This is a genomic window from Paraburkholderia sp. JPY419 (assembly GCF_050435705.1).
Lineage (GTDB): Bacteria > Pseudomonadota > Gammaproteobacteria > Burkholderiales > Burkholderiaceae > Paraburkholderia > Paraburkholderia youngii.
Map to the genome: position 1 here is coordinate 3,022,390 of NZ_JBNDKV010000002.1, position 24,705 is coordinate 3,047,094.

Below are 24,705 nucleotides of genomic sequence, written 5' to 3' on the forward strand. Positions count from 1 at the left end.
GTTCCGCAGGTGCTGCGGCCCGGGTCTGTCCATGGGCGGCGGCTTTCGCGGAATGCACTTAACCGCGGTGATTTTTTTTATGGCCGTTTTTTGCCTCCAGAGTTGTTTATGAGCACTATTCCATTGACGAAGCGCGGAGCAGACATGCTGCGCGATGAATTGCAGCGCTTGAAATCGGTTGAGCGTCCGGCCGTGATCAACTCGATCGCGGAAGCGCGCGCCCAAGGCGATCTGTCGGAAAACGCGGAATACGACGCTGCGAAGGAAAAGCAGGGCTTCATCGAAGGCCGCATCGCCGAAATCGAGTCGAAGCTCGCGGGCGCGCAGGTGATCGATCCGGCGCAAGTGGAAGCGGACGGCCGCGTGGTGTTCGGCGCGACGCTCGAGCTCGAAGACCTCGAGTCGGGCGCGTCGGTCAAGTATCAGATCGTCGGTGACGACGAAGCGGACATCGACCACGGCCTGATCTCGATCAGCTCGCCGATCGCGCGTGCGCTGATCGGCAAATCGGAAGGCGACGTCGCGTCGGTGCAGGCACCGGGCGGCATTCGTGAATACGAAATCATCGCGGTCAGCTACATCTGAGGATGGCGCCGGTGTCTCTGATGCCGCATCGTTTATTCCGCCTGTTGACGGTGGTGTGGGTCGGTAGCCTGTTGACTATCGGCTACGCGGTTGCGCCCGTGCTGTTCACGTCGCTCGACCGCATGACGGCGGGTGCCATTGCCGCGCAGCTGTTTCGGATTCAGGGAGTGATTGGCGTCGTGTGCGGCATTTTGCTGCTCGGTCTCGCCAATCTGCTCGTGCGGCGCGGTAGTGGCGTGTATCGCCGCCTGCGCTGGCTGCTCGCCGGTATGCTCGTATGCGTGCTGGTTGGCTATTTCGCGTTGCAGCCGTTCATGAACGCGATGCGCGTCGCGGCGCTCGAGGCGGGCGGCGACGTCGGACATTCCGTTTATGCGACGCGCTTCGGCATCCTGCATGGCGTGTCGAGTCTGTTCTATCTGATCGAGAGCCTGCTAGGTGCTGCGCTCGTGTGGCTGCTGCCGGCGCATGTCGGTACCGCGGCCGACGAAGAGGGCGCGCGCGGAGTCACGGGGAAGGTGGCGGGCTGAGGCTCGCGGGTGGCTTGTGGTGTGACGCGGCGCTATGTCCGCCGGTCTATGCCGAACCGATGCCCGCGATGAACTTCATGTTGCGACGAATCGTCGCTATTCCGGCGGCCATTGGCGCTGTTTCGGGCCTTGCGCCCAAGCCCGCCGACGCGCGGTGCGGAACCGGTCCGCACCTTCGCCGCGTGGGCTCTTACTTCGACTGATGCGAACGCTTCGCGCTGGTTTGACGCTTCTTCGCGCGCTTGATGTTGCCGCCCTGCGTCACGCGTTCATTGCCGCGCACCAGCACTGCTTTCGCTCGCGGCTTGCGCATCGGCACGTCGGTCGGCTTCACCACTTTGACGATGCGCGGTGCGCGGCCCTTGGTCGGCCGGGCTTCTTCAGTTGCCGCTTCCCGGGCGCTCGGCAACGCGCCGCGCTTCGCTTTTGCCGCCGGCTGTGCCGATTCTGGCTTCCAGATCACGAGCAACTTGCCGATATGCTGAATCGGTGCCGCGTTCAGCGTGTCGCAGATCTCTTCACAGATGGCGATGCGCTCCTCGCGCTCATCACCGAACACGCGGATTTTGATCAGTTGATGCGCTGCGAGGTGCACCCTGATTTCGGCGAGTACAGCGTCGGTCAAGCCTTCGGCCCCGACGAGCACGACCGGTTTGAGCGCATGTGCCTGGGAGCGCAACTCGGCGCGTTGGTCGGAAGAGACTTTGAGGGCTGGCATGGAAAGTGGAAGACTCGACTAAAATGGCGGCTCCTGCGCTTTCGTCCGATCGCCGAACCATTCGGGCGGATTGATTCAGCAGGGTGCGCGTCAGAACAACAGAATCGCGGATGGCCGCCAGTCTGGCGGTGGCCGCGCGAATTAACCGCGTATTATCCCCTAAAGCGCGACTTGACGCAGCAATAGTTCAATCTTTAATGGCAAAAAATAAGTTCAATACCGCGTGGCTGCACGACCACATCAACGATCCGTACGTCAAAATGGCGCAGCGGGAAGGCTACCGTGCCCGCGCGGCCTACAAGCTCAAGGAAATCGACGAACAGGACAAGCTCATCCGCCCCGGACAGGTGATCGTCGATCTCGGTTCCTCGCCGGGCAGCTGGAGCCAGTACGCGCGTAACAAGCTCGCCGGCGGCTCGCAACGCAACGCGGAGCGCGAAGGTGGCATCGACGGCACGATCATCGCTTTGGACATTCTGCCGATGGAGCCGGTAGCCGACGTGCACTTCATCCAGGGGGATTTCCGCGAAGACTCAGTGCTGGTCCAGCTCGAAGAGTTGGTCGGCGCGCGCCAGGTAGACCTTGTAATTTCGGATATGGCACCCAACCTGTCCGGTGTGGCGATCGCGGACGCGGCGCGGATCGAGCATTTATGCGATCTCGCGCTCGAATTCGCACAAAATCACCTGAAGCCCGATGGTGCCCTTTTAGTCAAATGCTTTCACGGCAGCGGATATAGTCAGATTGTCGAAAAGTTCAAGCGCCAATTCAAGGTGGTGGCGGCCCGCAAGCCGAAGGCGTCGCGGGATAAATCGTCAGAAACATTTATTTTGGGTAAGCATTTGAAGCGTCTCGCGTAGGGATGCGGCGAGCCGGTTCCATTTCTGCCAATAACTAGCCCGATGCGTCGGAGACCGGCGTCAAGCTGGCCCGCTACCCTATTTCCGTGGTAGTGAAACGCTATGGCAGGGGTCTGCGGACTGGATTAGAATGCTTTCGTGGTGCCGCAAGGCAAATGTAGGCGCCCGTCTAAGTGAAGGAGTGGTGCTTTGAACAACAATATGTTTTCGAAAGCAGCAGTGTGGCTGGTGATCGCACTGGTGCTGTTTACGGTGTTCAAGCAGTTCGACAAGCCCCGTGTCCAGGAAGGCGTTTCCTATTCGCAGTTCATGGACGACGCGAAGAACGGCAAAGTCAAGAACGTCATTGTCCAGGGGCGGAACCTCACGGTCACTCCAGCAGACGGCCAGAAGTACCAGATCGTGTCGCCCGGCGACATCTGGATGGTCGGCGATCTGATGAAGTATGGCGTACAGGTGAGCGGCAAGGCTGACGACGAACCCAATGCACTGATGTCCGTGTTGTATTACCTCGGGCCGACGATCCTGATCATCGGTTTCTGGTTCTACATGATGCGACAGATGCAGGGGGGCGGCAAAGGCGGGGCCTTCTCGTTTGGCAAGTCGCGCGCGCGGCTGATCGACGAGAACAACAACGCAATCAATTTCACCGACGTTGCCGGTTGCGACGAAGCCAAGGAAGAAGTGTCGGAGCTCGTCGACTTTTTGCGCGATCCGCAGAAATTCCAGAAGCTCGGCGGTCGTATTCCGCGCGGCGTGCTGCTCGTTGGCCCGCCGGGAACCGGTAAGACGCTGCTCGCACGCGCGATCGCCGGCGAGGCGAAGGTGCCGTTCTTCAGCATTTCGGGTTCGGATTTCGTGGAAATGTTCGTCGGCGTCGGCGCGGCTCGCGTGCGCGACATGTTCGAGCAGGCCAAGAAGCACGCGCCGTGTATCGTGTTCATCGACGAAATCGACGCGGTCGGCCGTCATCGCGGCGCCGGCATGGGCGGCGGTAACGACGAGCGCGAACAGACGCTGAACCAGATGCTCGTCGAAATGGACGGCTTCGAGGCGAACTCGGGTGTCATCGTGATCGCCGCGACGAACCGTTCGGACGTACTCGACAAGGCGCTGTTGCGTCCGGGCCGTTTCGACCGCCAGGTGTACGTCGGTCTGCCCGATATCCGCGGCCGCGAGCACATCATGAAGGTGCACCTGCGCAAGGTACCGATTTCGAACGACGTCGATGCGGCAGTGATCGCGCGCGGCACGCCGGGTTTCTCGGGCGCCGATCTCGCGAACCTCGTCAACGAAGCAGCACTGTTCGCGGCGCGCCGCGGCAAGCGCATCGTCGAAATGACCGATTTCGAGGACGCGAAGGACAAGATCTTCATGGGTCCGGAGCGCAAGTCGGCCGTGATCCGCGAAGAATCGAAGCGTGCGACCGCGTATCACGAATCGGGTCACGCGGTGATCGCGAAGCTGTTGCCGAAGGCCGATCCGGTGCACAAGGTCACGATCATTCCGCGCGGCCGTGCGCTGGGCGTCACGTGGCAGTTGCCCGAGCATGATAACGAAACGTACTCGAAGGACTATCTGCTCGACCGTCTTGCCATTCTGTTCGGTGGTCGCGTCGCGGAAGAGCTGTTCCTGAACCTCATCAGCACCGGTGCGTCGGACGACTTCAACAAGGCGACCCAGACGGCTCGCGCGATGGTTGCCCGCTTCGGTATGACGGATGCGCTCGGACCGATGGTCTATGTCGACGACGAAAACGACGCTTCGCCGTTCGGCCGCGGCTTCACGCGGACCATTTCGGAAGCGACGCAGCAGAAGGTCGATGCGGAAATCCGTCGTGTGCTGGACGAGCAGTACAATCTCGCGCGGCGCCTGCTGGAAGAAAACCGCGACAAGGTCGAAGCGATGACCGCCGCATTGATGGAGTGGGAGACGATCGACGCCGATCAGATCAACGACATCATGGCCGGCCGTCCGCCGCGTTCGCCGAAGAGTTCGCCGCCGTCGGCAAGCGACGCCTCGTCGGGCGGCAGCGCGGGCACAGAAGTCAAGCCGGGCAGCGCAACCGCGCCGGCCTGATAGGTAGCCAGTAGAAAGTGCGGGCCGGTGTGCTACACACCGGCCCGTTTTGCATTGATCCGTTCAAAGTGAAGCATTGTTACGTGTCGAAAGTCGATTGTTCTTCCGTACCCCTTCCAGAGCCGCTGCAGTGCGGTCGCTTCAAGCTGACGTTTGAACGCCCGTTGGTCATGGGCATTCTGAACGTCACTCCCGATTCATTCTCCGATGGCGGCTTGTACGCGATGCGCGGCGATGCGCTGCGCCATGCCGAGCGCATGATGCTCGAGGGCGCGGACATTATCGATATCGGCGGGGAATCGACGCGTCCTGGCGCGCCGCCGGTGCCGCTCGACGAGGAACTCGAGCGCGTGATACCGCTCGTCGAGCAACTTCGTGGCGCGAATGTGCCGTTGTCGGTCGATACGTACAAGCCGGAAGTGATGCGCGATGCGTTGAACGCGGGCGCCGACCTGATCAACGACGTCTGGGGCTTCCGCATGCCCGGCGCGATCGACGCGGTGCGCGACAGCGACTGCGGCCTTTGTGTAATGCATATGTTAGGTGAGCCGCAGACCATGCAGCGCGGCGAGCCGCACTATGCCGACGTTGTCAGCGAAGTGCGCCAGTTCCTCGAGGAGCGTGTCGCGACTTTGCAGCAGGCGGGGATTGCGCGCGAGCGAATCAGCGTCGATCCGGGTTTCGGCTTCGGCAAGATCGTCGTCGAGCACAACTACGCGTTGCTTGCGCATCTGCGCGACACGGCGCCGCGCGCCGCGTCGCCATATCCGATCCTTGCGGGCATGTCGCGCAAATCGATGGTTGGCGCGGTGACAGGGCGGCCGGCGCCGGAGCGCGTGGCCGGCAGCATCGCCGCAGCGGTGTGCGCGGCCGAGCGGGGCGCCGCGATTCTGCGCGTACACGACGTCGCGCAAACAGTCGATGCATTGAAAGTATGGGCAACCCTGCGCGACGCTGCCAAGCAGAGCCGCGCGCACGGTTGAGCCCGCAGCCAGATACAGGGAGAACAAATATGGCACGTCGTTACTTCGGAACGGACGGCATTCGAGGCAAGGTCGGCGAAGGCCCGATCACGCCGGAATTCGTGTTGCGGCTCGGCTACGCGGCCGGCAAGGTGCTCGCGGGCGCCGATCAATGGGCGAAGACAGGCGCTCGCCCGACCGTGCTGATCGGCAAGGACACGCGCGTCTCGGGCTACATGCTCGAAGCCGCGCTCGAATCGGGCTTTTCGGCGGCCGGCGTCGACGTGATGCTGGCCGGCCCGATGCCGACTCCCGGCATCGCCTATCTGACGCGCGCGCTGCGGCTTGCCGCGGGCGTCGTGATCAGCGCGTCGCATAACCCGTACTACGACAACGGTATCAAGTTCTTCTCGGCCGACGGCAACAAGCTGCCGGACGACGTCGAGGCGCAGATCGAAGAGCAGCTCGAGCTGCCGCTCGCTTGCGCGGCTTCCGAGCAGTTGGGCAAGGCGCGTCGTCTCGACGATGCGGCCGGCCGCTACATCGAGTTCTGCAAGAGCACCTTCCCGGCCGCGTACGACCTGCGCGGCATGAAACTCGTCGTCGATTGCGCGCATGGCGCCGCGTACGACGTCGCGCCGCACGTGTTCCATGAGCTCGGCGCGGAAGTGATCCCGATCGGAGTTTCGCCGAATGGCTTCAATATCAACGACGGCGTCGGCGCGACCGCGCCGGATGCGCTGGTGCGCGCGGTGCGCGCGAACCACGCGGACCTCGGTATCGCGCTCGATGGCGACGCCGACCGTTTGCAGGTCGTCGACGAGTCCGGCCGGCTGTTCAACGGCGACGAGCTGCTGTACGTGCTGGTCAAGGACCGTATCGCGACCGCCGGCCACGTGGAAGGCGCGGTCGGCACGCTGATGACCAACATGGCCGTGGAGGTCGCGCTGCAGAGAGCCGGCGTCAAGTTCGTGCGCGCCGCGGTCGGCGACCGCTATGTGCTCGAACAGCTTCGCGAACACGGCTGGCAGCTCGGCGCCGAAGGTTCGGGCCACATTCTGTCGCTCGATCGCCATTCGACCGGCGACGGCATCGTGTCCGCTCTGCTCGTGCTGGCGGCGATGCAGCGCAGCGGCAAATCGCTCGCGGATCTGCTCGACGGCGTCACGCTGTTCCCGCAGAAGCTGGTCAACGTGCGCATGAAGCCAGGCGCGGACTGGAAGGGCAGCGATACGATTCGTAGCGCGATCAAGGTGGCCGAAGGCGCGCTCGACGGGCGCGGTCGCGTCCTGATCCGCGCGTCGGGCACCGAGCCTGTACTGCGCGTGATGGTAGAGGCGCAGAACGTCGCGGACGCGCTCGAGCATTCGGAAGCGATTGCGCAAGCCGTGCGGGTAGCAACGGCCTGATCTGTTCCCCAACAGGCGGCGGGCGGTGGCGACCGCTTGCTGCCTGACGGTCGCTCCGAGAGCTTCGGCGACCCGCGTGCCATGACCGTCGTCGCCGGCTTCACCCCAATAAATCCCCACGCTCCAGCCGCCAAAAGTCGGTGCATCCCGCACCAAAATGTCTCTCCGCACCGAGCGCAAACGTTCGCGCCCCGTCTTTTTCGTCTAACTTGAAAAATGCAATGCAACGAGCATCGCAATCGCGGCAATTCGCCGGCTCCAGAACCTTTCATTGGGTAATGTGACTGTCACATCTGATTCACGATCAGTCACGTTTTTGTCATAAAGAGACCCTAAGCTTCGCGGTGTTCGAGTTTCCCGCTCACACCACACGCTCACACTCCATTGGAGGTCTCATGAAATTGATGCAAACCGTGTTCGCTGGCGTCGCTGGCGCGCTTTTCGCAATCGCAGCGCAAGCCGCAGACATCACCGGCGCGGGCAGCACGTTCGCGGCACCGATTTACACGAAGTGGGCCGACGCTTATCAGAAGACCGGCGGCGGCAAGGTTAACTACCAGGGCATCGGGTCGTCGGGCGGCATCAAGCAGATCGAGGCGAAGACCGTCGATTTCGCTGGTTCGGACGCTCCGCTGAAGGACGACGAACTCGCGAAGCAAGGCCTGTTCCAATTCCCGACGGTGGTCGGCGGCGTGGTGCCGGCAGTCAACGTGCCGGGCGTGAAGCCGGGCGAACTGGTGCTGTCGGGTGAAGTGCTCGGCGACATCTATCTCGGCAAGATCAAAAAGTGGAATGACCCGGCAATCGTCGCGCTGAACGCGAAGGTCAAGCTGCCGGATCTGGACATCGCCGTGGTGCGCCGCGCCGACGGTTCGGGCACCAGCTTCATCTGGACGAACTACCTGTCGAAGGTCAACCCGGAATGGAAGACGAAGGTCGGTGAAGGTGCGACGGTCAACTGGCCGACCGGTACGGGCGGCAAGGGTAACGACGGCGTCGCGGCATTCGTGCAGCGTCTGCCGGGTTCGATCGGCTACGTCGAATGGGCATACGCGAAGCAGAACCACATGAACTACGTCGCGATGAAGAACGAAGCTGGCGCAGTGGTTCAGCCGCAGACGGAAACGTTCAAGGCAGCGGCTGCTGGCGCTGACTGGTCGAAGTCGTTCTACCAGATCCTGACGAACGAGCCGGGCAAGAACGCTTGGCCGATCGTCGGCGCGACGTTCGTGCTGCTGCACACGACGCAGGAAAAGGCACCGCAAGGCGCGGAAACGCTGAAGTTCTTCGACTGGGCGTTCAAGAACGGCGGTCAGGCTGCGAACGATCTGGACTACATCTCGCTGCCGGAATCGGTCGTGTCGGAAATCCGCACGCAGTGGAAGCAGAAGGTCAAGGATTCGGCAGGCAAGACGCTCGCCGAGTAACAGGCGTAAGCTGGCGCGGTATGTTTGAATCGCGCCTGGTAGCACCCCGGCCGTCCTCGTACGAGGACGGCCTGTGACTTTCACGCGGCACGCGCCGCATGCATCACCGCCCGCCGCCCGACAAGTGTCGTCCGGCAACTGGAAACAGGTCCCTCAGGCTCTCATGTCCGATATTCATTTAGCGTCCGGCACGAGCCGGGCCACTCCGCCTGGCAGCGCGTCGCAGCAAAAAGCGCCTGGCCGCTCCGGCGATGTGATCTTCGGCGGCCTCGCACGCCTTTCCGCGGTCGTCACGCTGCTGCTGCTCGGCGGCATCATCGTGTCCCTGATCATCTCCTCGATGCCGTCGATTCGCGAGTTCGGTCTCGCGTTCCTGTGGACGGCGGTGTGGGATCCACCCAGCAAGCAATTTGGCGCGCTCGTGCCGATCTACGGCACCCTCGCGACGTCGATCATCGCTCTGATCATCGCGGTGCCCGTCAGCTTCGGCATCGCACTGTTTCTGACCGAACTGTCGCCCGCGTGGCTGCGTCGGCCGCTCGGCATCGCGATCGAACTGCTCGCCGCGATTCCGTCGATCGTGTACGGCATGTGGGGTCTGCTCGTGTTCGCGCCGATCTTCGCGGTGTGGTTCCAGAAGCCTCTCGGCGCGGTGCTCGGCGGCATTCCGATCGTCGGTGCGCTGTTCTCGGGTCCGCCGATCGGCATCGGCATTCTGTGCGCGGGCGTGATCCTTGCGATCATGATCATCCCGTACATCGCTGCGGTCATGCGCGACGTGTTCGAAGTGACGCCGGTGCTGCTGAAGGAATCGGCCTACGGTATCGGCTGCACGACCTGGGAAGTGATGTGGAAGATCGTACTGCCGTACACCAAGACCGGTGTGATCGGCGGCATCATGCTCGGCCTCGGCCGCGCGCTGGGTGAGACGATGGCGGTCACCTTCGTGATCGGCAACACAAATCTGCTCGACAATATTTCGCTGTTTTCGCCGGGCAACAGCATCACGTCGGCGCTCGCCAACGAGTTCGCGGAAGCGGACCCCGGCCTGCACACGTCGGCGCTGATGGAGCTCGGCCTGATCCTGTTCGTGATTACATTCATCGTGCTGGCGATTTCGAAAATCATGCTGCTGCGTCTCGAGAAAGGGGAGGGCGCGAAATGAGCGGGCCGTCCCTGAATATGCCGGGCCTGAAGGACCCCGCGACGCTCGAAGCGATGCGCGTGCGTCTGCAAGGGCGCCGTCGGATGACCAACGCGATCGCGCTGACGCTGTCGCTCGCGGCGATGGCGTTCGGCCTGCTGTGGCTCGTGTGGATTCTCTATACGACGCTGCATCTTGGGATCGGCGGTTTGTCGGTCGAGCTCTTCACGCAGTCGACGCCGCCGCCGAACACCGATGGCGGCGGTCTTGCGAATGCGATCGTCGGCAGCCTGTTGCTGGTCGCGCTCGCGACCTTCGTCGGCACGCCGATCGGCATCATGGCGGGCGTCTATCTCGCCGAATACGGCCAGAAGGGCTGGCTTGCGAACCTCACGCGCTTCATCAACGACATCCTGCTGTCGGCGCCGTCGATCGTCATCGGTCTGTTCGTCTACGCGCTCGTCGTCGCGAAGATGGGCCACTTCAGCGGCTGGGCCGGTGTGCTCGCGCTGGCGCTGCTGCAGATTCCGATCGTGATCCGCACGACCGAAAACATGCTGAAGCTCGTACCGAATGCGATGCGGGAAGCCGCGTTCGCGCTCGGCACGCCGAAGTGGAAGATGGTGCTTTCGATCACGCTGAAGGCGTCGATCGCGGGCATCGTCACCGGTGTGCTGCTCGCGGTCGCGCGGATTGCCGGCGAAACCGCGCCGCTGCTCTTCACCGCGCTGTCGAACCAGTTCTTCTCGGTCGATATGGGCCAGCCGGTCGCGAACCTGCCGGTCACGATCTACAAGTTTGCGATGAGCCCGTTCGCGCAATGGCAATCGCTCGCGTGGGCCGGCGTCTTCCTGATCACGCTCGCGGTGCTGGGACTGAATATCCTCGCGCGCACGATCTTCTCGAACAAGTAAGGGCGGAGTGAATCCGATGAACATGGCAGAAACCCAACTCAATCCGGCCGGGCACGCAACCGCGCCCGCGGGCTCCGACCCCGAACACAGCGCTCACGCTCAAACGCCGTCGCGTCCGAAGATCGAGGTCAAGGATCTCAACTTCTTCTACGGCAAGTACCACGCGCTGAAGAACATCAATCTGCAGATTCCCGAAGGCAAGGTGACCGCGTTCATCGGCCCGTCGGGCTGCGGCAAGTCCACGCTGCTGCGAACCTTCAACAAGATGTACGCGCTCTATCCGGAGCAGCGCGCGGAAGGCGAGATCGTGATGGACGGTGAAAACCTGCTGACCACGCGCCAAGATATTTCGCTGCTGCGCGCGCGCATCGGCATGGTGTTCCAAAAGCCGACGCCGTTCCCGATGTCGATCTACGACAACATCGCTTTCGGCGTGAAGATGTTCGAGAAGCTGTCGCGCTCGGAAATGGACGACCGCGTCGAATGGGCGCTGACCAAGGCGGCGCTGTGGAACGAAGTGAAGGACAAGCTCGGCCAGAGCGGCTACGGTCTGTCGGGCGGCCAGCAGCAGCGCCTGTGTATCGCGCGCGGTATCGCGATTCGCCCCGAAGTGCTGCTGCTCGACGAGCCGTGCTCGGCGCTCGACCCGATTTCGACGGGCCGTATCGAAGAGCTGATCGCTGAGCTGAAGAGCGACTACACGGTCGTGATCGTCACTCACAACATGCAGCAGGCGGCCCGCTGTTCGGACTACACTGCCTATATGTACCTCGGTGAACTGATCGAATTCGGCGACACAGAAAAGATCTTCATCAAACCGGTCCGCAAGGAAACCGAGGACTACATCACCGGCCGCTTCGGCTGATCCGCCGGGCAATACAACGGAGTACGACATGTCCGATAAACATCTGTCCAGCCAGTTCGACGCCGACCTGAACCTCGTTTCGTCGAAAGTGCTCGAAATGGGCGGCCTCGTCGAATCGCAGATCGTCAACGCGATGCAGGCGCTCAACGAATTCGACCTCGGTATCGCCGAGCAGGTCATCGCCGCCGAAGACCGTCTGAACAAGATGGAAGTCGAGATCGACGAGGAGTGCAGCAACATCATCGCGCGCCGTCAGCCGGCCGCGCGCGATCTGCGCCTGCTGATCGCGATCTCGAAGACCATCACGAACCTCGAGCGCGCCGGCGACGAAGCCGAGAAGATCGCGAAGCGCACCAAGCGTCTGATGGAAGACGGCGCCTCGCGCACCATCAACATCGCCGAGATCAAGCTGTCCGGCGAGATGGCCGTGTCGATCCTGCGCCGCGCGCTCGACGCGTTCGCGCGTCTGGACACGGTCGCCGCCGCGCAGATCGTGCGCGACGACAAGGCGATCGACGAGGAATTCCGCGCGTTCGTGCGCAAGCTGATTTCGTATATGACCGAAGATCCGCGTTCGATCTCGGTGGGCCTCGACTTCCTGTTCATCGCCAAGGCGATCGAGCGGATCGGCGACCACGCGAAGAACATCGCCGAATTCATCATCTACATCGTCAAGGGTACCGACGTGCGGCACCAGTCGCGCGACGCGCTCGAACGCGAAGCGCTCAGCTAATCCAGAGATAAGGAACAGAGGTGCCGATGCCCAGCAGCATTCTCGTCATTGAAGATGAGCCCGCCATTTCCGAATTGATTTCGGTCAATCTTCAACACGCCGGACACTGCCCGATTCGCGCGTACAACGCGGAGCAGGCGCACAACCTGATCAGCGACGTGCTGCCCGATCTCGTGCTGCTCGACTGGATGTTGCCGGGCAAATCGGGCATTTCGTTCGCGCGCGATCTGCGCAACAACGAGCGCACGAAGCATATCCCGATCATCATGCTGACCGCGCGCGGCGACGAGCAGGACAAGGTGCTCGGTCTCGAGATCGGCGCCGACGACTACGTGACGAAGCCGTTCTCGCCGAAGGAACTGATGGCGCGCATCAAGGCGGTGCTACGCCGCCGCGCGCCGCAGCTGACCGAAGACGTGGTCGCGATCAACGGCCTGAAGCTCGATCCGGCCACGCACCGCGTCGCGGCGCATGCGGAAGGCAGCGAGATCAAGCTCGATCTCGGCCCGACTGAATTCCGTCTGCTGCATTTCTTCATGACTCACCCGGAGCGCGTGCACAGCCGCACGCAACTGCTCGACCAGGTGTGGGGCGATCACGTGTTCGTCGAAGAGCGTACCGTCGACGTGCATATCAAGCGTCTGCGTGCGGCACTCAAGCCGGCCGGGTGCGATGCTATGATTGAAACGGTACGCGGCAGCGGCTACCGGCTGGCGAAGAGCGCCTGATAGCCGTCGTCGGCGGCGCACTGCACTGCGTAGCTGTTGCGCCGCCGCACCTCCTTCCTGCGCTGTATTTTCTCTTCGATCGCTAGACCATGAACATCATCTGGGCGCGCTCCATCGTGTCGGTCGTGCTGCTTGCTGTTCTGTGCGCGGTGGTCGGCGCACTCGTGAACGTCAAGGCAGGGCTCGCTCTCGCCATCGTCATGCTGCTCGCACAGAGCGTCTTCAGTACCTTCCATAAGCAGCGTCTGTGGCGTCTGCTCGATGCGCCGGTGTACGGCGAAGTGCCGAGCGCCCCCGGCATCTGGGGCGAAATCTACTACCGTCTGCACAAGCTCGCGAAGCGCTGGCACGCCCAGGTGCGCCAGGTCGAGCAGCAGCATTCGCGTTTCATCCAGGCGATCCAGGCGTCGCCGAACGGCGTCGCGATGCTCGACGATCACGATCAGATCGAGTGGTGCAACGCGATTTCCGAAAGCCACTTCGGGCTCGATGCGAAGCGCGATCTGCGCCAGCACATCACGCATCTGGTGCGCCATCCGGATTTCGTGCGCTATCTGAATTCGCATCGGTACGAGGAAATGCTGATCATGCGCGGCATGGGCGACAAGCGCCAGAACGTGCTGTCGGTGCAGGTGTTTCCGTATGGCGACAATCGCAAACTGGTGCTGTCGCAGGACATCACCGAACTCGAGCGCACCGATGCGATGCGGCGTGACTTCGTCGCCAACGTGTCGCACGAACTGAAAACGCCGCTTACCGTGCTGTCCGGTTTTCTCGAGACGATGCGCGAGCTGCCGTTGGGCGAGGCCGAGCGCGCGCGCTATCTCGACCTGATGGAGCAGCAGGCTTCGCGCATGCGTCATATCGTCAGCGATCTGCTGGTGCTCGCGACGCTCGAAGGTGACAACAAGCCGCCGAGCGATCAGATGATCGACATGCAGGCGGTATTGCGGCATCTGCACGACGATGCGCAGAGCCTGTCCGGCGATCATCACAAGATCGTCTTCGAAGCCGACGAAGCTTTGACCGTCACCGGCGTCGAAACCGAGATTCTCAGTGCGTTCGGCAACCTGGTGACGAACGCGATCCGCTATACGCCCGACGGCGGCTCGATCAAGGTCAACTGGCGTGCGCAGGGTGGCCATGCGGTGTTCTCGGTCATCGATAGCGGCCTCGGCATTCCGGCCGCCGATATTCCGCGGCTCACCGAGCGCTTCTATCGCGTCGATCGCAGCCGTTCGCGCGACACGGGCGGCACCGGGCTCGGTCTTGCCATCGTCAAGCACGTATTGCAACGGCACGATGCGCAACTTGAAGTGAAGAGCGAAGAAGGGCGCGGCAGCACGTTCACGGTGCGCTTTCCGGTGTATCGGACCGCGCGCTGTCAAACCGCGCAGGTTTGAGCACGGCAGTCGTCCGACGGGTCGATCCAACAAAAAAACCGCCTGAAACAGGCGGTTTTTTTTGCGCGCGGATTATCAGGCGCCCACCGTCGCGGCGAGCACCCGCGACGCGGGCGACTACGAACAGAACTTGCCGAGCAGGCTCATCTGCGCATTGCGCGACGCCTTGCCCGGCCGGCGCCGGCGATAGTGACCATCGCTTTGCATCAACCAGGCCGACTGGTTGTCGCCGAGAAACGCCGATAGCCCTTCCGCGATCACGCGCCGTTTCAGCCGCCGGTTGTTGACCGGGAATGCGACTTCGACGCGCCGGAACAGATTGCGATCCATCCAGTCGGCGCTCGACAGATAGACCTGCTCCTTGCCGCCGTCGTAGAAGTAGTAGATGCGATGATGTTCGAGAAAGCGCCCGACGATCGAGCGCACCGTGATGTTCTCGGAGAGTCCTTGCACGCCCGGCTGCAGCGAGCACACGCCGCGCACGATCAGATCGATCTTCACGCCCGCCTGCGCTGCTTCATACAGCTCGGCGATCACCGTCGGCTCGAGCAGCGCGTTCATCTTCGCGACGATGCGGGCCTTCCTGCCCGCCCGTGCGTGCTCGGCTTCCATGCGGATCGCTTCGACGAGCTTCGGGTGCAGCGTGAACGGCGACTGCCACAATTCGTGCAGCTTCAGCTCGCCGCCGATGCCGGTCAGCTGCTGGAATACATGGTGCACGTCCTCGCAGATCTTCTGATCGGCGGTCATCAGACCGAAGTCGGTATAGAGGCGCGCGGTGCGCGGGTGATAGTTGCCGGTGCCGAGGTGCGCGTAGCGCTTCAGGGTCGACTTGCCGCCCGCCAATACGCGTCGCACGATCAGCATCATTTTCGCGTGGCACTTGTGGCCGACCACGCCGTAGACCACGTGCGCGCCGACCGCTTCGAGCTGCGAGGCCCAGTTGATGTTGGTTTCTTCGTCGAAGCGCGCGAGCAGCTCGACGACCACCGTGACTTCCTTGCCGTTGCGCGCGGCCTGCATCAGCGCGTCCATCAGCGGCGAGTCGGTGCCGGTGCGATAGATGGTCTGCTTGATCGCGACCACGTTCGGGTCCTTGGCCGCCTGCAGCAGCAGCTCGAGCACCGGCTGGAAGCTCTCGTACGGATGATGCAGCAGCACGTCGCCCTGATCGATCACGTCGAACATGCTCGCGCTGTTGGCGATCTGCGTCGGCGTCGACGGAATATGCGGCACGAACTTCAGATCCGGCCGGTCGACCATCTCGGGCAGCTGCATCAGCCGCACCAGATTGACGGGGCCGTTCACGTAGTAACAGTCCTTGTTCGACAGACCGCTTTCGTCGAGCAGGCGCCGCACCACGTGCGCGGGCGTGTCCGCCGACACTTCGAGCCGCACCGCATTGCCTAGATGCCGCGCCGGCAGTTCGCCCTGCAACGCGACGCGCAGATTGGTGATTTCGTCTTCGTCGACGAACAGTTCGCTATTGCGGGTGATGCGAAACTGATTGCAGCTGCGCACGACGAGGTTCGGAAACAGTTCGCCGACGAAGCGTTGCAACAGCGAGCTCAGCAGCACGAAGCCATGCGGATAGCCCGACAGTTCCTGCGGCATGCGCACGAGCCGCGGCAGCGCGCGCGGCGCCTGCACGATGCCCATCATCGCCTGGCGGCCGAATGCATCCTTGCCTTCGAGTTCGACGACGAAGTTCAGGCTCTTGTTCAGCACGCGCGGAAACGGATGGGCGGGATCGAGACCGATCGGCGTCAACACCGGCAGCAGTTCGTCGAAGAAGTAGTTGCGCGCCCATTCGGTCTGCGCGTCGCTCCATGCTTCGGTGCCGTGGAAATAAATACCTTCCTCCTCGAGCGCGGTGAGCACCGTGTCGTGCAGCATCGTGTACTGGCGATGTACCAGCTTCTGCGCACGCTCGACCACGAGGTCGTACACGTGTTGCAGCGACATGCCGTCCGGCGACAATGCGCCGGGATTGTCGCGCATCTGTTCCTGAAGGCCGGCCATGCGGACTTCGAAGAATTCGTCGAGATTGCTACTGGTGATGCAGATAAACCGGAGACGTTCGAGCAGGGGGACGGCGGGATCGGCGGCTTGCGCCAACACGCGCTCGTTGAAACCCAGAATGCCCAGCTCGCGATTCAATAAGGGATAGCGGACGGACATCGGTGGCGAGATTGGAATGTCTGAAATGGCGACGGAAAGACGCTCGGAAATTCTCACGATTTGGTGACGTCCTGATGACATCGGCGATGTTTTAAACATTTTATGCCGCAATCGTCGGCTGTCGTCAATATGACGCGTTACCTATGCGACGATACCGAACTCCCTGCGCCGCGAGGTGACACCGTGAAGGCTGCTACGCTTAGAATGGCGTCTTTGAACAGTGCGGCCGGCCGCGACGCGCACCATGCGTCGAAGGGGCCGGGCAGGCGCGTGGCGCTGCCAGCGTCCGCCGCCACGCCCGCGGCCGCAGCCGCCGCGCTCGCGCGCATGGAGTACGCTTACCCGATGGTCACTATCCCTCATCTCCTCGCCGCCGTGGATCTCGGTTCGAACAGCTTCCGGCTCATCGTGGGCCGGGTCGAGGAAACCGACGCGGGCAGCCAGATCTATCAGGTCGACGCCTTGCGCGAGCCGGTGCGGCTCGCGGCCGGGCTATCGAGCGACAAAATGCTCGATCGCGCCTCGCAGGTGCGTGGCTGGGATGCGCTGAAGCGCTTCGGCGAGCGTCTGCGCGATTTTCACCCCGACCACGTGCGCGCGGTCGCGACCAATACGCTGCGCATCGCGAAGAATGCGGGCGAGTTTCTCGGCGAAGCGCAGGCGGCGCTCGGTTTTCCGATCGAAGTGATCGCGGGGCGCGAGGAAGCGCGCCTGATTTATGCAGGCGCCGCGCACTCGGTGCCGGCGAGCGCGGGCAAGCGGCTCGTCGTCGATATCGGCGGCGGTTCGACGGAATTCATCATCGGCTCGCACTACACGCCGATCAAGATGGAGAGCCTGTATATCGGCTGCGTGAGCCATAGCCGCACGTTTTTTCCGGCCGGCAACGTCGACGAATACACGATGCGCCAGGCCGAGCTCGCCGCGCGCCGCGAAATCCAGATCATTTCCGCCGAATACAAGAAGACCGGCTGGGAGCAGGCGATCGGCTCGTCGGGCACCGCCCGCGCGCTGGCCGAGCTGGTCGAGGCGAACAATTTCAACGATGCCGGCGTCACGCACGGCATTTCGCGCGGCGGCCTCGAGCGGCTCAAGCGCGCGCTGATCAAGGCCGAAAACGTCAACCGGCTGAAACTGATCGCGCTGAAGAGCGACCGCGTGCCAGTGCTCGCGGGCGGCCTGTCGATCATGATCGCGGTGTTCGACGAACTGGGCGTCGACTATGTCGACACCACCGACGGCGCGCTGCGTCTCGGCGTCATGTACGACCTGCTCGGCCGTTCGCAGCACGAGGACATGCGTACGGTGACGGTCGGGGGCTTCATGCGCCGCTATGGCGTCGATCGTGCGCAGGCCGGGCGTATCAGCGATCTGTCGACGAGCCTCTACGACCAGTTCATCGAACCGGACGAAGAACGCCGCGCGGAAAACCGCATGTTCATCGGCTGGGCGGCGTCGCTGCACGAAATCGGACTGTCGATCTCGCATAGCGCTTATCACAAGCATTCGGCGTATATCGCAAGCAACGCCGACATGCCGGGCTTTTCGCGCACCGATCAGGCGCGCCTCGCCGCGCTCGTGCTCGGCCACGCGGGCAAGCTCGGCAAGCTGTCGCAGACGCGCGACGTCGAATGGCCGCTGCTGTTCTGCCTGCGGCTCGCAGCGTTGCTGTGCCGTCGACGCGCGGACGTCGGCCTGCCGGGTATCACGGTTGCTCAGGCGAACGGCGGTTACGAGGTGCGTTTGCCGAACGAGTGGGTTGCCAACAATCCGTTGACGGACTACAGCCTGATTCAGGAAGCAGCGGAGTGGGAGAAAGTCGGGATTCCGTATCGCGTGGTTTATACGGACGATTGACGCGGCGCCGATCGGCGCACGCTTCGATTCGCGGCGTGCGCGCGCACAAAAAAGCCCTGCAAATGCAGGGCTTTTTCGCTTCCCAGGTGATGCGGCTTATCGCGGCAACGCATCGCCGAGGAAGTGTCGCGCGTACCGGGCGTTGATATCGGACAGGCGGAACAGCGTCAGGAAGTCCGCGGTATTGAAGTCGGGGTCCCACGCCGGTGCGCCGCAAATCTTCGCGCCGAGTCGCAAGTAGCCCTTCACGAGCGGCGGCGGCGCGACGGCGGCGCCGGTCTGCAGGTCGTCGACCGGCAGCGGCGTATGCGGGAACGCGCGATATTCGGGCGCGGTCAGCGCGTTGTCGCGCAGCGAGCAATACAGGTTCGCCGCATAGTGGCCGCCGTCGGCCATCGCGACGCTCGCGCAGCCGAGCATCGTCTCGTAGCCGTTGTGCTTCATGTACGCGCCGAGCCCTGCCCACAGCGACATGATCACCGAGCCGCTGCGGTAGTCGGGATGCACGCACGAGCGGCCGACCTCGACCATCTTCGCGCGCAGATGCGTGAGACGCGACACGTCGAACTCGCTTTCCGCATACAGACGGCCGATGCGCGCGGCCTGATGCGGCGGCAATGCGCGATACGTGCCGACTACTTTCAACGTGTCGAGATCGCGTACCAGCAAATGATCGCAGTACGAATCGAAGGCATCGACGTCGAGGCCGGCGGGGCCGCTCAAGCGCGCGCCCATTTCGTCGGCGAAGACGCGATAGCGTAGACGCTGCGCTTCACGCAGCTCTTCGTCGGTACGCGCCCACGACACTTGCAGGCGATGCTGCGCGGTAACCGTTTCCTCGGCGCGCGGCAGACGGCGCGGTTCGAAAAGCGAGGCGAAGGGCAGGGTGGGCGTCGGCAGTTCTCGCATTGGCTGTCCTGGTCGAAAAGAGGAGGATTTCTTTTTTCGCCAATGTAGTAACGCGCGGTGACGCTCGCATGGCAAAGCTGTGACGATTGGATGACTGCCCGTAAGCCCTCGCGTGTGTGCCTGTCAAGTCGGACGCGTCGCGCGACGCGTGCGCTCAGATCAGATCGGGACTGATGGCGGCGCGCAACACTGCCTCCTCTTCGCCGTGGCGCTCGCGGCTCTCGATCCACCAGATGCCCCCTTTTTTCAGCGGCCAGCTCGCGCGGCTGTCGCCGAGCAGTTGCGCGGCGACGTGGCCGAGCGTCGGTTGATGGCCGACGATCACCACGGTCTGCGCGATGCCGCCGGGCCAGCCGGCCGCTTCGAGGACATCGTTCGCGCTCGCGTTCGGCGCGAGTTCGCGCACGACGCGATACTGGTCGCTCAACGTCTCGGCGGTCTGGATCGTGCGCACGGCGGGGCTCGCGAGGACGACCGCGTCCTCGGGTAGGCGGGCGCGCAGCCATTTCGCGGCGTTCTGCGCCTGCTTGCGGCCGCGCGTGGTGAGCGCGCGCGAGAGATCGCTCGCGGCGACATCTTCTGCTTCGGCATGACGCCAGAGGATCAGGTCCATGGGAGTCTCCTTTTGAGCGGCTTGGGATGGCGTTGCGGCGGGTTTGCGCGGCTTCGCAACGAGGCACGCGCGCAAGCACTGTCGCATGCACGGATGATGGTTTGCAAGGCGAGTGCCTGATGGATCGGCTGTCGGCGTCAAGGTGAACGCGGGCCAAAAAAGCAAAAACCCGCGAAGCCGGAGGCTTCGCGGGTTTCGACTTGCTTTTCGTGGTCGGAGCGAAAGGATTCGAACCTTCGACCCTCTGATCCCAAATCAGATGCGCTACCAGGCTGCGCTACGCTCCGACGAATCCGAGAGTATAGGGGGTACGGACAGGAGCGTCAATGCCTTGGCTTGCGCCGGCTCGGCGGTGAGCTATATACGCCCCATCAACAGCAGAATGATCACGACGATCAGCACGACGCCGACGAGCCCAGTCGGTCGATAGCCCCAGCCGCTGCTATACGGCCAGCTTGGCAATGCGCCGATCAACAGCAGGATGAGCACGATTAGCAGGATGGTTCCGACGGTCATGGCGTTCTCCTTTTCGAGGGGCCGCGAAATCGCTGGCCGCATCGTCACGCTGGTTTGGCGCATGCGCGCCGCGACAATCGACGCGCGTATCGCGCGCCTGTGGTTGGATCGGAACCCGCAAGGCATGTGCCAATCACCGATGAAGATCGATGCGGCGAGGCCTTGGACGAAGGTGAAAAAAGGAGGGAGCGGCGCGCGTAGCGTCACCGTTCGATGTAGGTATGTCCAAGGAACTGACAAGGGATTGCGCACGTGCAGCGGACGACGACGCGCGCGGCGCATGCATGCGCCGCAACGCCGGTCATCGCATCACCGAGCGGACGCACAAATGAGGCACTGCGATATGCCGGTGCCCCGGTTAGGGCGACTCGATCCGGGTTCGAAGATCACCCGCGTCAATGCCGTGGACGCCTCCAATGCGGCATATGCAGATGCTGATGGGTCCAGTGATGCAGCATGCCCTCGCCGTCGTGTTCTCGCCGGTAGGCCCGCGATTCGAAAATCGACAACGCCACCAGCACGATCAGGCCTATGGCGAGCCCGATCAGGCCCGCGATCGATTCACCGTCCATGGCAGTCTCCCGGTAGGTTCAGCCATGAACCCATAGTAGCGCAGGTCTGGCGAAATCTCACGAAATGGAACGCCCGCGGCAGGAGCCGGCGTGATGGCGTCGCGGAACGCGCTTTGCGGGTAGACTCTCGGCGCGCCGGCGGACGTCCGCCATCCCATTTGTCCCGGAGAAGATTGCAAAATGACCCGCGTTCTGACTGTTGCCTTGCTGTTGTGCGCCGGCGTCGCCGGCTGTGCGGACAATCCGTCCGCGCATCGCGGCAGCCCGCCACATGATCCCGCCGACTACCACGGCGTGCCCACCGACGATCGGCCGCCCGCGATGGTGCCCGCGCCCGTCGCACAGTGAGCGCGCGTCGAAGTGAAAACGATTGGGAAAGGGCGGGGTGGGAAAAGCGAAGCGCCGGCGCGGGCACGCCGGCACTTCTGACCCGTGCCGACTGTTCGCGCGGAGAGCACGGGCTGAAAACATTCTAGGACGCGCTCGTTATGCGATATGTATGCGCTTGTTTCAAGCCGTAACGTTCCGTCGTCCGCTGAACAGCCAACGAAGAGCGGCGCACGGCGCTACTACGCCGCCGCGATCCCTCGCGACACGCCCGGCAGGTAACGCGCGAGCGTCGCGCCGCGCGTGGCCATGAAGATCAGCAGCGCGATCCACAGCCCGTGATTGCCGTGCCACGCGAGCAATGCCCACGATGCCGCGACGAACACCCCGAGCGACACCACCATCGCCATCATCAGTTCGCGCGTGCGCGTCGCGCCGATGAACACGCCGTCGAGCAGGAAGCCCCACACCGAAATGACCGGCGACAGCGCCGCCCACGGCAGATAGGTTTCGGCCGCGGCGCGCACGGCGGCCTGATCGGTGAGCCGCTCGATGATCCATGCGCCCGCGCCCCAGTACACGAACGAAAAGCCGATCGCGCCGAGCGCCGACCATAGCGCGGTGACCTTGACCGCCTGCGCGAACGCGTGACGATCGCGCGCGCCGATCGCCGCGCCTACCAGCGCCTCGGCCGCATGCGCGAAACCGTCAAGCCCGTACGCCATGAAGGTCTGGAAATTGAGCAGCAATGCGTTCGCGGCGAGCGTCGCGTCGCCTTGCCGCGCGCCGAGATGCGCAAACCAGCCGAACGACGACAGCAGGCACAGCGTGCGCACGAAAATGTCGCGATTCAGCACGACGAGCCGCTTCAGCGCGGCGGCGTCGAACAAGGCGGCGCGATTCAGCGCGGGCAGGCCGCGCGGCCTGCCGTGCCATAGCAGCGCGAGGCCGAGCACGAAGCCGAGCGCGTCGGCAGTCGCGGTAGCCGCGCCGATGCCAGCCACGCCCCAATGAAACGCGTACACGTACAGCAGCACCGCGACGATGTTTACGCTGTTAATGAACACCTGCGACAGCAACGCGAGCCGCACCCGCTGCGTGCCGAGCAGCCAGCCCAGCACTACGTAGTTGCCGAGCGCGAGCGGCGCGGCCCAGATCCGCGCGTGGCAATAAGCCTGCGCGTGACGCTGCACGGCGTCGCTGCCGCCGAGCGCTCGCAGCGCGTAGTCGATCAGCGGTTGCTGCACGAGCAGCACCAGCGCGCCGATCGCAGCCGCCATCAGCAGCGCGCGCACGACGCTGTTGCGCAGCTCGTCGCCGTGGCCCGCGCCGTGCGCCTGCGCGACGAGGCCGGTGGTGCCCATGCGCAGGAAGCCGAAGCCCCAGAACACGAAGTTGAAGAAGAGGCCGCCGAGCGCGACGCCGCCGAGATACGAGGCGCTGTCCAGATGACCAGCGACGGCGGTATCGACCGCGCCGAGGATTGGCTGCGTCAGATTTGCGAGGACGATCGGGAACGCGAGCGCGAGCGCCCGGCGATGCCAGCGCACCGGCAGCGCAGGCGCGCTGGCCGAATGCGCGGCGGTTTTGGAAGGCTCGGCGGGGGGCATGCCGGCGTCGGGGCTCCCGGCGTCGGGCGTCCCGGCGTCGGACGTCCTCGCGTCGCTCAAGAGCGCTCCTGCACGCACACCCACGGCGAGACCACGACCGCCCACAGCTCGGGGTCGCGCGCGGCGAAATCGGCGGCCGTCTCCGACTGCACGCGCTCGACGAGGCCGGAAGACAACCATTGGGCGACCTGGGTGGTGTCGTCGTTGGCGATCGCTTCGGCGACGCTCACGAGATCAAGGTCGCGCGCGACGTGCAGCAGGATGCCGCGCGCAAAGAAACGTTCGAGTTCGCTCCAGCCGATCTTGGCGGTTTCGCCCAGCAGCTTCGCGTACAGGGGGCTTTGGGGGGCGTCGTTGGGAGTCATCGTAGGCGGGGTCGGACGGGGCCGTCACTATAAACTATTGGCGCAGACCGTCGCGCCTCGTAGCGGGCTTCCGCAACGCGCCGAGCGGTCTTTTAATGCATCGCGGGACTGAGTCGGATTCTGAACCTGGATGCCGGCGGATTCAACGACGACGGCGCACGAGCCTTGCCGCCAATCAGCGTCCGATTAATCGTCCGAATATTCAAACTTGAAACGCGAGCTTGAATGCGTTTTCACGATTGTCGGTGGAATTGTTGATGTTAAATCTTTCGCTATTCGCGAATTTGTTGTGAGGAAATATCGAGGATTATTCGAAAGTGTTGGCGCGACTAATCGATGCGTTACGTGCGTTTCCGCACCAAGTTTATATTCGCAAGCGAAAACGGTTTATTGGAGAACGAGTTAGTGTTATTCGGACAGATGTCTTTCCTCTGCTGTTTTGCAGCGATTTTCTTCGATCGGCCAGGAACATTGACTGATGCGAGCCTCGGGGCATCCAGTTTGAATAACCTGGCGGGTTGCGTATCTGGCTGCGGCGCATTTAGCCGGTCTCATTCCGACATTTCCGATTCACGGATTGCGTAATCCGTACGCCGTGTAACATTGACCGCAAAATTATTGGATTGCGCTGGTAAATGCAGATTGTTAGATTTCGTTCTGGCGCATGGTGAACCGGTCCTTTGCCGATATGCGCCGAACCCCCGTTAGCCCGGCTTCGTGCCGGGCTTTTTTTTGAACGGATTTACGCGGGTGTTTAACCACTGCGGCGATCTTCACCGCGAAGTCACACACATGGCCGCTGATGGCCGATTATTTTTTGCGGCGCGAGGCTCATGACCGGGGTGATCATCTTTGTCGGCGTATGGATGATCGCGCTCGCGTTGCCGCTGCGTTTCGCCGCTCGCATCGATCCGCTCTCGGGACGCCGGCGACGCCGCTAAGCGGTGACTCTATCTCGCTGGGCGGCCGCCCACCGCATGGTGTGCCTCCTTTACTGCTTGCAGCGAATGACCATCGAACGGTTTTTCACATTCGCGCCGAAAATCCCGCCGATCGTGCCGCCGGACGTCGCGCCGTTATCGACGTCTTTCGACACCACGTCGTATCCGTAGTTGCCGCAGGTTTCGCCCGCACGCTTGTAGCACTCGGCCCAGCTCGTGCTTGCGTCGCTGCCGCTGCAGTTGATCGCGAAACCCGTGTCGCCGCTCGGCAGATAGGTCATCGTGGTCGTGGTCGAGCAGCCGCCGAGGCCGCCGAGCGTCAGGAGGCCGAGACTGATCGTTGCGGCCGTCGCGACGCGCGCCAATGGGCTTTTCATGTCAGATTCCTTGCAAATAACGGAAGGGCGTGGCGCGCAGCCACGCCGCTTCGAATTGAGCGTTTATAGCACGGTGGGGT

The 24,705-nt window shown here is 63.1% G+C and carries 24 protein-coding genes and 1 tRNA gene; 15 read left to right on the plus strand and 10 right to left on the minus strand.

Going from position 1 to position 24,705, the window contains the following annotated elements; genetic code table 11:
- The first annotated feature begins 108 nt into the window (after nucleotides 1-108).
- On the plus strand, nucleotides 109-585 hold the full coding sequence (greA, locus tag QFZ91_RS20120) for a transcription elongation factor GreA (RefSeq protein WP_176105537.1): 477 nt from the start codon (nucleotides 109-111) through the stop codon (nucleotides 583-585).
- A gap of 20 nt (nucleotides 586-605) precedes the next feature.
- Nucleotides 606-1,115 carry a DUF4149 domain-containing protein gene (locus QFZ91_RS20125; protein WP_429568198.1) on the plus strand — a complete coding sequence of 170 codons (510 nt, stop codon included), beginning with the start codon at nucleotides 606-608 and terminating at the stop codon, nucleotides 1,113-1,115.
- A gap of 190 nt (nucleotides 1,116-1,305) precedes the next feature.
- Here QFZ91_RS20125 and QFZ91_RS20130 read toward each other — a convergent pair whose 3' ends face one another.
- The gene (locus QFZ91_RS20130) at nucleotides 1,306-1,833 is read right to left on the minus strand and encodes a YhbY family RNA-binding protein (protein WP_429568199.1); all 528 of its coding nucleotides are present in this window, start codon (nucleotides 1,831-1,833) and stop codon (nucleotides 1,306-1,308) included.
- Nucleotides 1,834-2,030: 197 nt separating this feature from the next.
- On the opposite strand from QFZ91_RS20130, the gene QFZ91_RS20135 reads away from it, so the two are divergent.
- The 11 genes from QFZ91_RS20135 (at nucleotide 2,031) to phoR (ending at nucleotide 14,357) form a co-directional block, all read left to right on the plus strand.
- The gene (locus tag QFZ91_RS20135; RefSeq protein ID WP_176124230.1) at nucleotides 2,031-2,693 is read left to right on the plus strand and encodes an RlmE family RNA methyltransferase; all 663 of its coding nucleotides are present in this window, start codon (nucleotides 2,031-2,033) and stop codon (nucleotides 2,691-2,693) included.
- A 189-nt stretch (nucleotides 2,694-2,882) separates the two neighbouring features.
- Complete coding sequence (gene ftsH, locus QFZ91_RS20140; protein WP_013090008.1) at nucleotides 2,883-4,772, plus strand: ATP-dependent zinc metalloprotease FtsH; 1,890 nt, start codon at nucleotides 2,883-2,885, stop codon at nucleotides 4,770-4,772.
- Nucleotides 4,773-4,855: 83 nt separating this feature from the next.
- The gene (gene folP / locus QFZ91_RS20145; RefSeq protein ID WP_309235006.1) at nucleotides 4,856-5,755 is read left to right on the plus strand and encodes a dihydropteroate synthase; all 900 of its coding nucleotides are present in this window, start codon (nucleotides 4,856-4,858) and stop codon (nucleotides 5,753-5,755) included.
- Between the two features lie 29 nt (nucleotides 5,756-5,784).
- On the plus strand, nucleotides 5,785-7,143 hold the full coding sequence (gene glmM, locus QFZ91_RS20150; protein WP_429568200.1) for a phosphoglucosamine mutase: 1,359 nt from the start codon (nucleotides 5,785-5,787) through the stop codon (nucleotides 7,141-7,143).
- A 395-nt stretch (nucleotides 7,144-7,538) separates the two neighbouring features.
- Complete coding sequence (gene pstS / locus QFZ91_RS20155) at nucleotides 7,539-8,570, plus strand: phosphate ABC transporter substrate-binding protein PstS (protein ID WP_429568201.1); 1,032 nt, start codon at nucleotides 7,539-7,541, stop codon at nucleotides 8,568-8,570.
- A 163-nt stretch (nucleotides 8,571-8,733) separates the two neighbouring features.
- Nucleotides 8,734-9,735, plus strand: a complete 1,002-nt coding sequence (gene pstC, locus QFZ91_RS20160) for a phosphate ABC transporter permease PstC (RefSeq protein ID WP_176380381.1) — start codon at nucleotides 8,734-8,736, stop codon at nucleotides 9,733-9,735.
- A complete protein-coding gene (gene pstA, locus QFZ91_RS20165; protein ID WP_013090003.1) occupies nucleotides 9,732-10,628 on the plus strand; it encodes a phosphate ABC transporter permease PstA in 897 nt (298 codons plus the stop codon). The genes pstC and pstA overlap by 4 nt, the downstream gene beginning before the upstream one ends.
- A gap of 16 nt (nucleotides 10,629-10,644) precedes the next feature.
- The gene (gene pstB, locus QFZ91_RS20170; RefSeq protein ID WP_176124137.1) at nucleotides 10,645-11,493 is read left to right on the plus strand and encodes a phosphate ABC transporter ATP-binding protein PstB; all 849 of its coding nucleotides are present in this window, start codon (nucleotides 10,645-10,647) and stop codon (nucleotides 11,491-11,493) included.
- A 28-nt stretch (nucleotides 11,494-11,521) separates the two neighbouring features.
- On the plus strand, nucleotides 11,522-12,226 hold the full coding sequence (gene phoU, locus QFZ91_RS20175) for a phosphate signaling complex protein PhoU (RefSeq protein ID WP_429568202.1): 705 nt from the start codon (nucleotides 11,522-11,524) through the stop codon (nucleotides 12,224-12,226).
- A gap of 26 nt (nucleotides 12,227-12,252) precedes the next feature.
- A complete protein-coding gene (gene phoB, locus QFZ91_RS20180; protein ID WP_008922879.1) occupies nucleotides 12,253-12,954 on the plus strand; it encodes a phosphate regulon transcriptional regulator PhoB in 702 nt (233 codons plus the stop codon).
- 89 nt (nucleotides 12,955-13,043) lie between these two features.
- Nucleotides 13,044-14,357: a phosphate regulon sensor histidine kinase PhoR gene (phoR, locus tag QFZ91_RS20185; protein ID WP_368590591.1), complete on the plus strand. Its 1,314-nt coding sequence runs from the start codon at nucleotides 13,044-13,046 to the stop codon at nucleotides 14,355-14,357.
- A 117-nt stretch (nucleotides 14,358-14,474) separates the two neighbouring features.
- Here the strand turns inward: phoR and ppk1 are convergent, their stop codons facing one another.
- A complete protein-coding gene (gene ppk1 / locus QFZ91_RS20190; RefSeq protein ID WP_429568203.1) occupies nucleotides 14,475-16,538 on the minus strand; it encodes a polyphosphate kinase 1 in 2,064 nt (687 codons plus the stop codon).
- A 204-nt stretch (nucleotides 16,539-16,742) separates the two neighbouring features.
- Between ppk1 and ppx the strand changes: the two genes are divergently transcribed.
- Nucleotides 16,743-18,395 carry an exopolyphosphatase gene (gene ppx, locus QFZ91_RS20195; RefSeq protein ID WP_176105546.1) on the plus strand — a complete coding sequence of 551 codons (1,653 nt, stop codon included), beginning with the start codon at nucleotides 16,743-16,745 and terminating at the stop codon, nucleotides 18,393-18,395.
- A 96-nt stretch (nucleotides 18,396-18,491) separates the two neighbouring features.
- On the opposite strand, the gene QFZ91_RS20200 is transcribed toward ppx, so the two are convergent.
- The 5 genes from QFZ91_RS20200 to QFZ91_RS20220 form a co-directional block, all read right to left on the minus strand.
- On the minus strand, nucleotides 18,492-19,304 hold the full coding sequence (locus tag QFZ91_RS20200) for a GNAT family N-acetyltransferase (protein ID WP_013089997.1): 813 nt from the start codon (nucleotides 19,302-19,304) through the stop codon (nucleotides 18,492-18,494).
- A 154-nt stretch (nucleotides 19,305-19,458) separates the two neighbouring features.
- On the minus strand, nucleotides 19,459-19,917 hold the full coding sequence (locus tag QFZ91_RS20205; protein WP_176380386.1) for a SixA phosphatase family protein: 459 nt from the start codon (nucleotides 19,915-19,917) through the stop codon (nucleotides 19,459-19,461).
- 210 nt (nucleotides 19,918-20,127) lie between these two features.
- Nucleotides 20,128-20,204 (minus strand) — tRNA-Pro (locus tag QFZ91_RS20210).
- 70 nt (nucleotides 20,205-20,274) lie between these two features.
- Complete coding sequence (locus tag QFZ91_RS20215) at nucleotides 20,275-20,433, minus strand: DUF3309 family protein (RefSeq protein WP_176105549.1); 159 nt, start codon at nucleotides 20,431-20,433, stop codon at nucleotides 20,275-20,277.
- A gap of 395 nt (nucleotides 20,434-20,828) precedes the next feature.
- The gene (locus QFZ91_RS20220; RefSeq protein ID WP_018421224.1) at nucleotides 20,829-21,005 is read right to left on the minus strand and encodes a hypothetical protein; all 177 of its coding nucleotides are present in this window, start codon (nucleotides 21,003-21,005) and stop codon (nucleotides 20,829-20,831) included.
- A gap of 180 nt (nucleotides 21,006-21,185) precedes the next feature.
- Between QFZ91_RS20220 and QFZ91_RS20225 the strand changes: the two genes are divergently transcribed.
- On the plus strand, nucleotides 21,186-21,353 hold the full coding sequence (locus tag QFZ91_RS20225) for a hypothetical protein (protein ID WP_368590595.1): 168 nt from the start codon (nucleotides 21,186-21,188) through the stop codon (nucleotides 21,351-21,353).
- A 221-nt stretch (nucleotides 21,354-21,574) separates the two neighbouring features.
- Here the strand turns inward: QFZ91_RS20225 and QFZ91_RS20230 are convergent, their stop codons facing one another.
- The 3 genes from QFZ91_RS20230 to QFZ91_RS20240 all read right to left on the minus strand — a co-directional run bounded on the left by QFZ91_RS20230 (nucleotide 21,575) and on the right by QFZ91_RS20240 (nucleotide 24,625).
- A complete protein-coding gene (locus QFZ91_RS20230; RefSeq protein ID WP_429568666.1) occupies nucleotides 21,575-22,942 on the minus strand; it encodes an MATE family efflux transporter in 1,368 nt (455 codons plus the stop codon).
- 56 nt (nucleotides 22,943-22,998) lie between these two features.
- Entirely contained in the window at nucleotides 22,999-23,307 is a 309-nt protein-coding gene (locus QFZ91_RS20235) for a DUF2288 domain-containing protein (RefSeq protein ID WP_429568204.1), read from the minus strand.
- Nucleotides 23,308-24,298: 991 nt separating this feature from the next.
- Nucleotides 24,299-24,625: a hypothetical protein gene (locus tag QFZ91_RS20240; RefSeq protein WP_018433468.1), complete on the minus strand. Its 327-nt coding sequence runs from the start codon at nucleotides 24,623-24,625 to the stop codon at nucleotides 24,299-24,301.
- Nucleotides 24,626-24,705 lie beyond the last annotated feature (80 nt).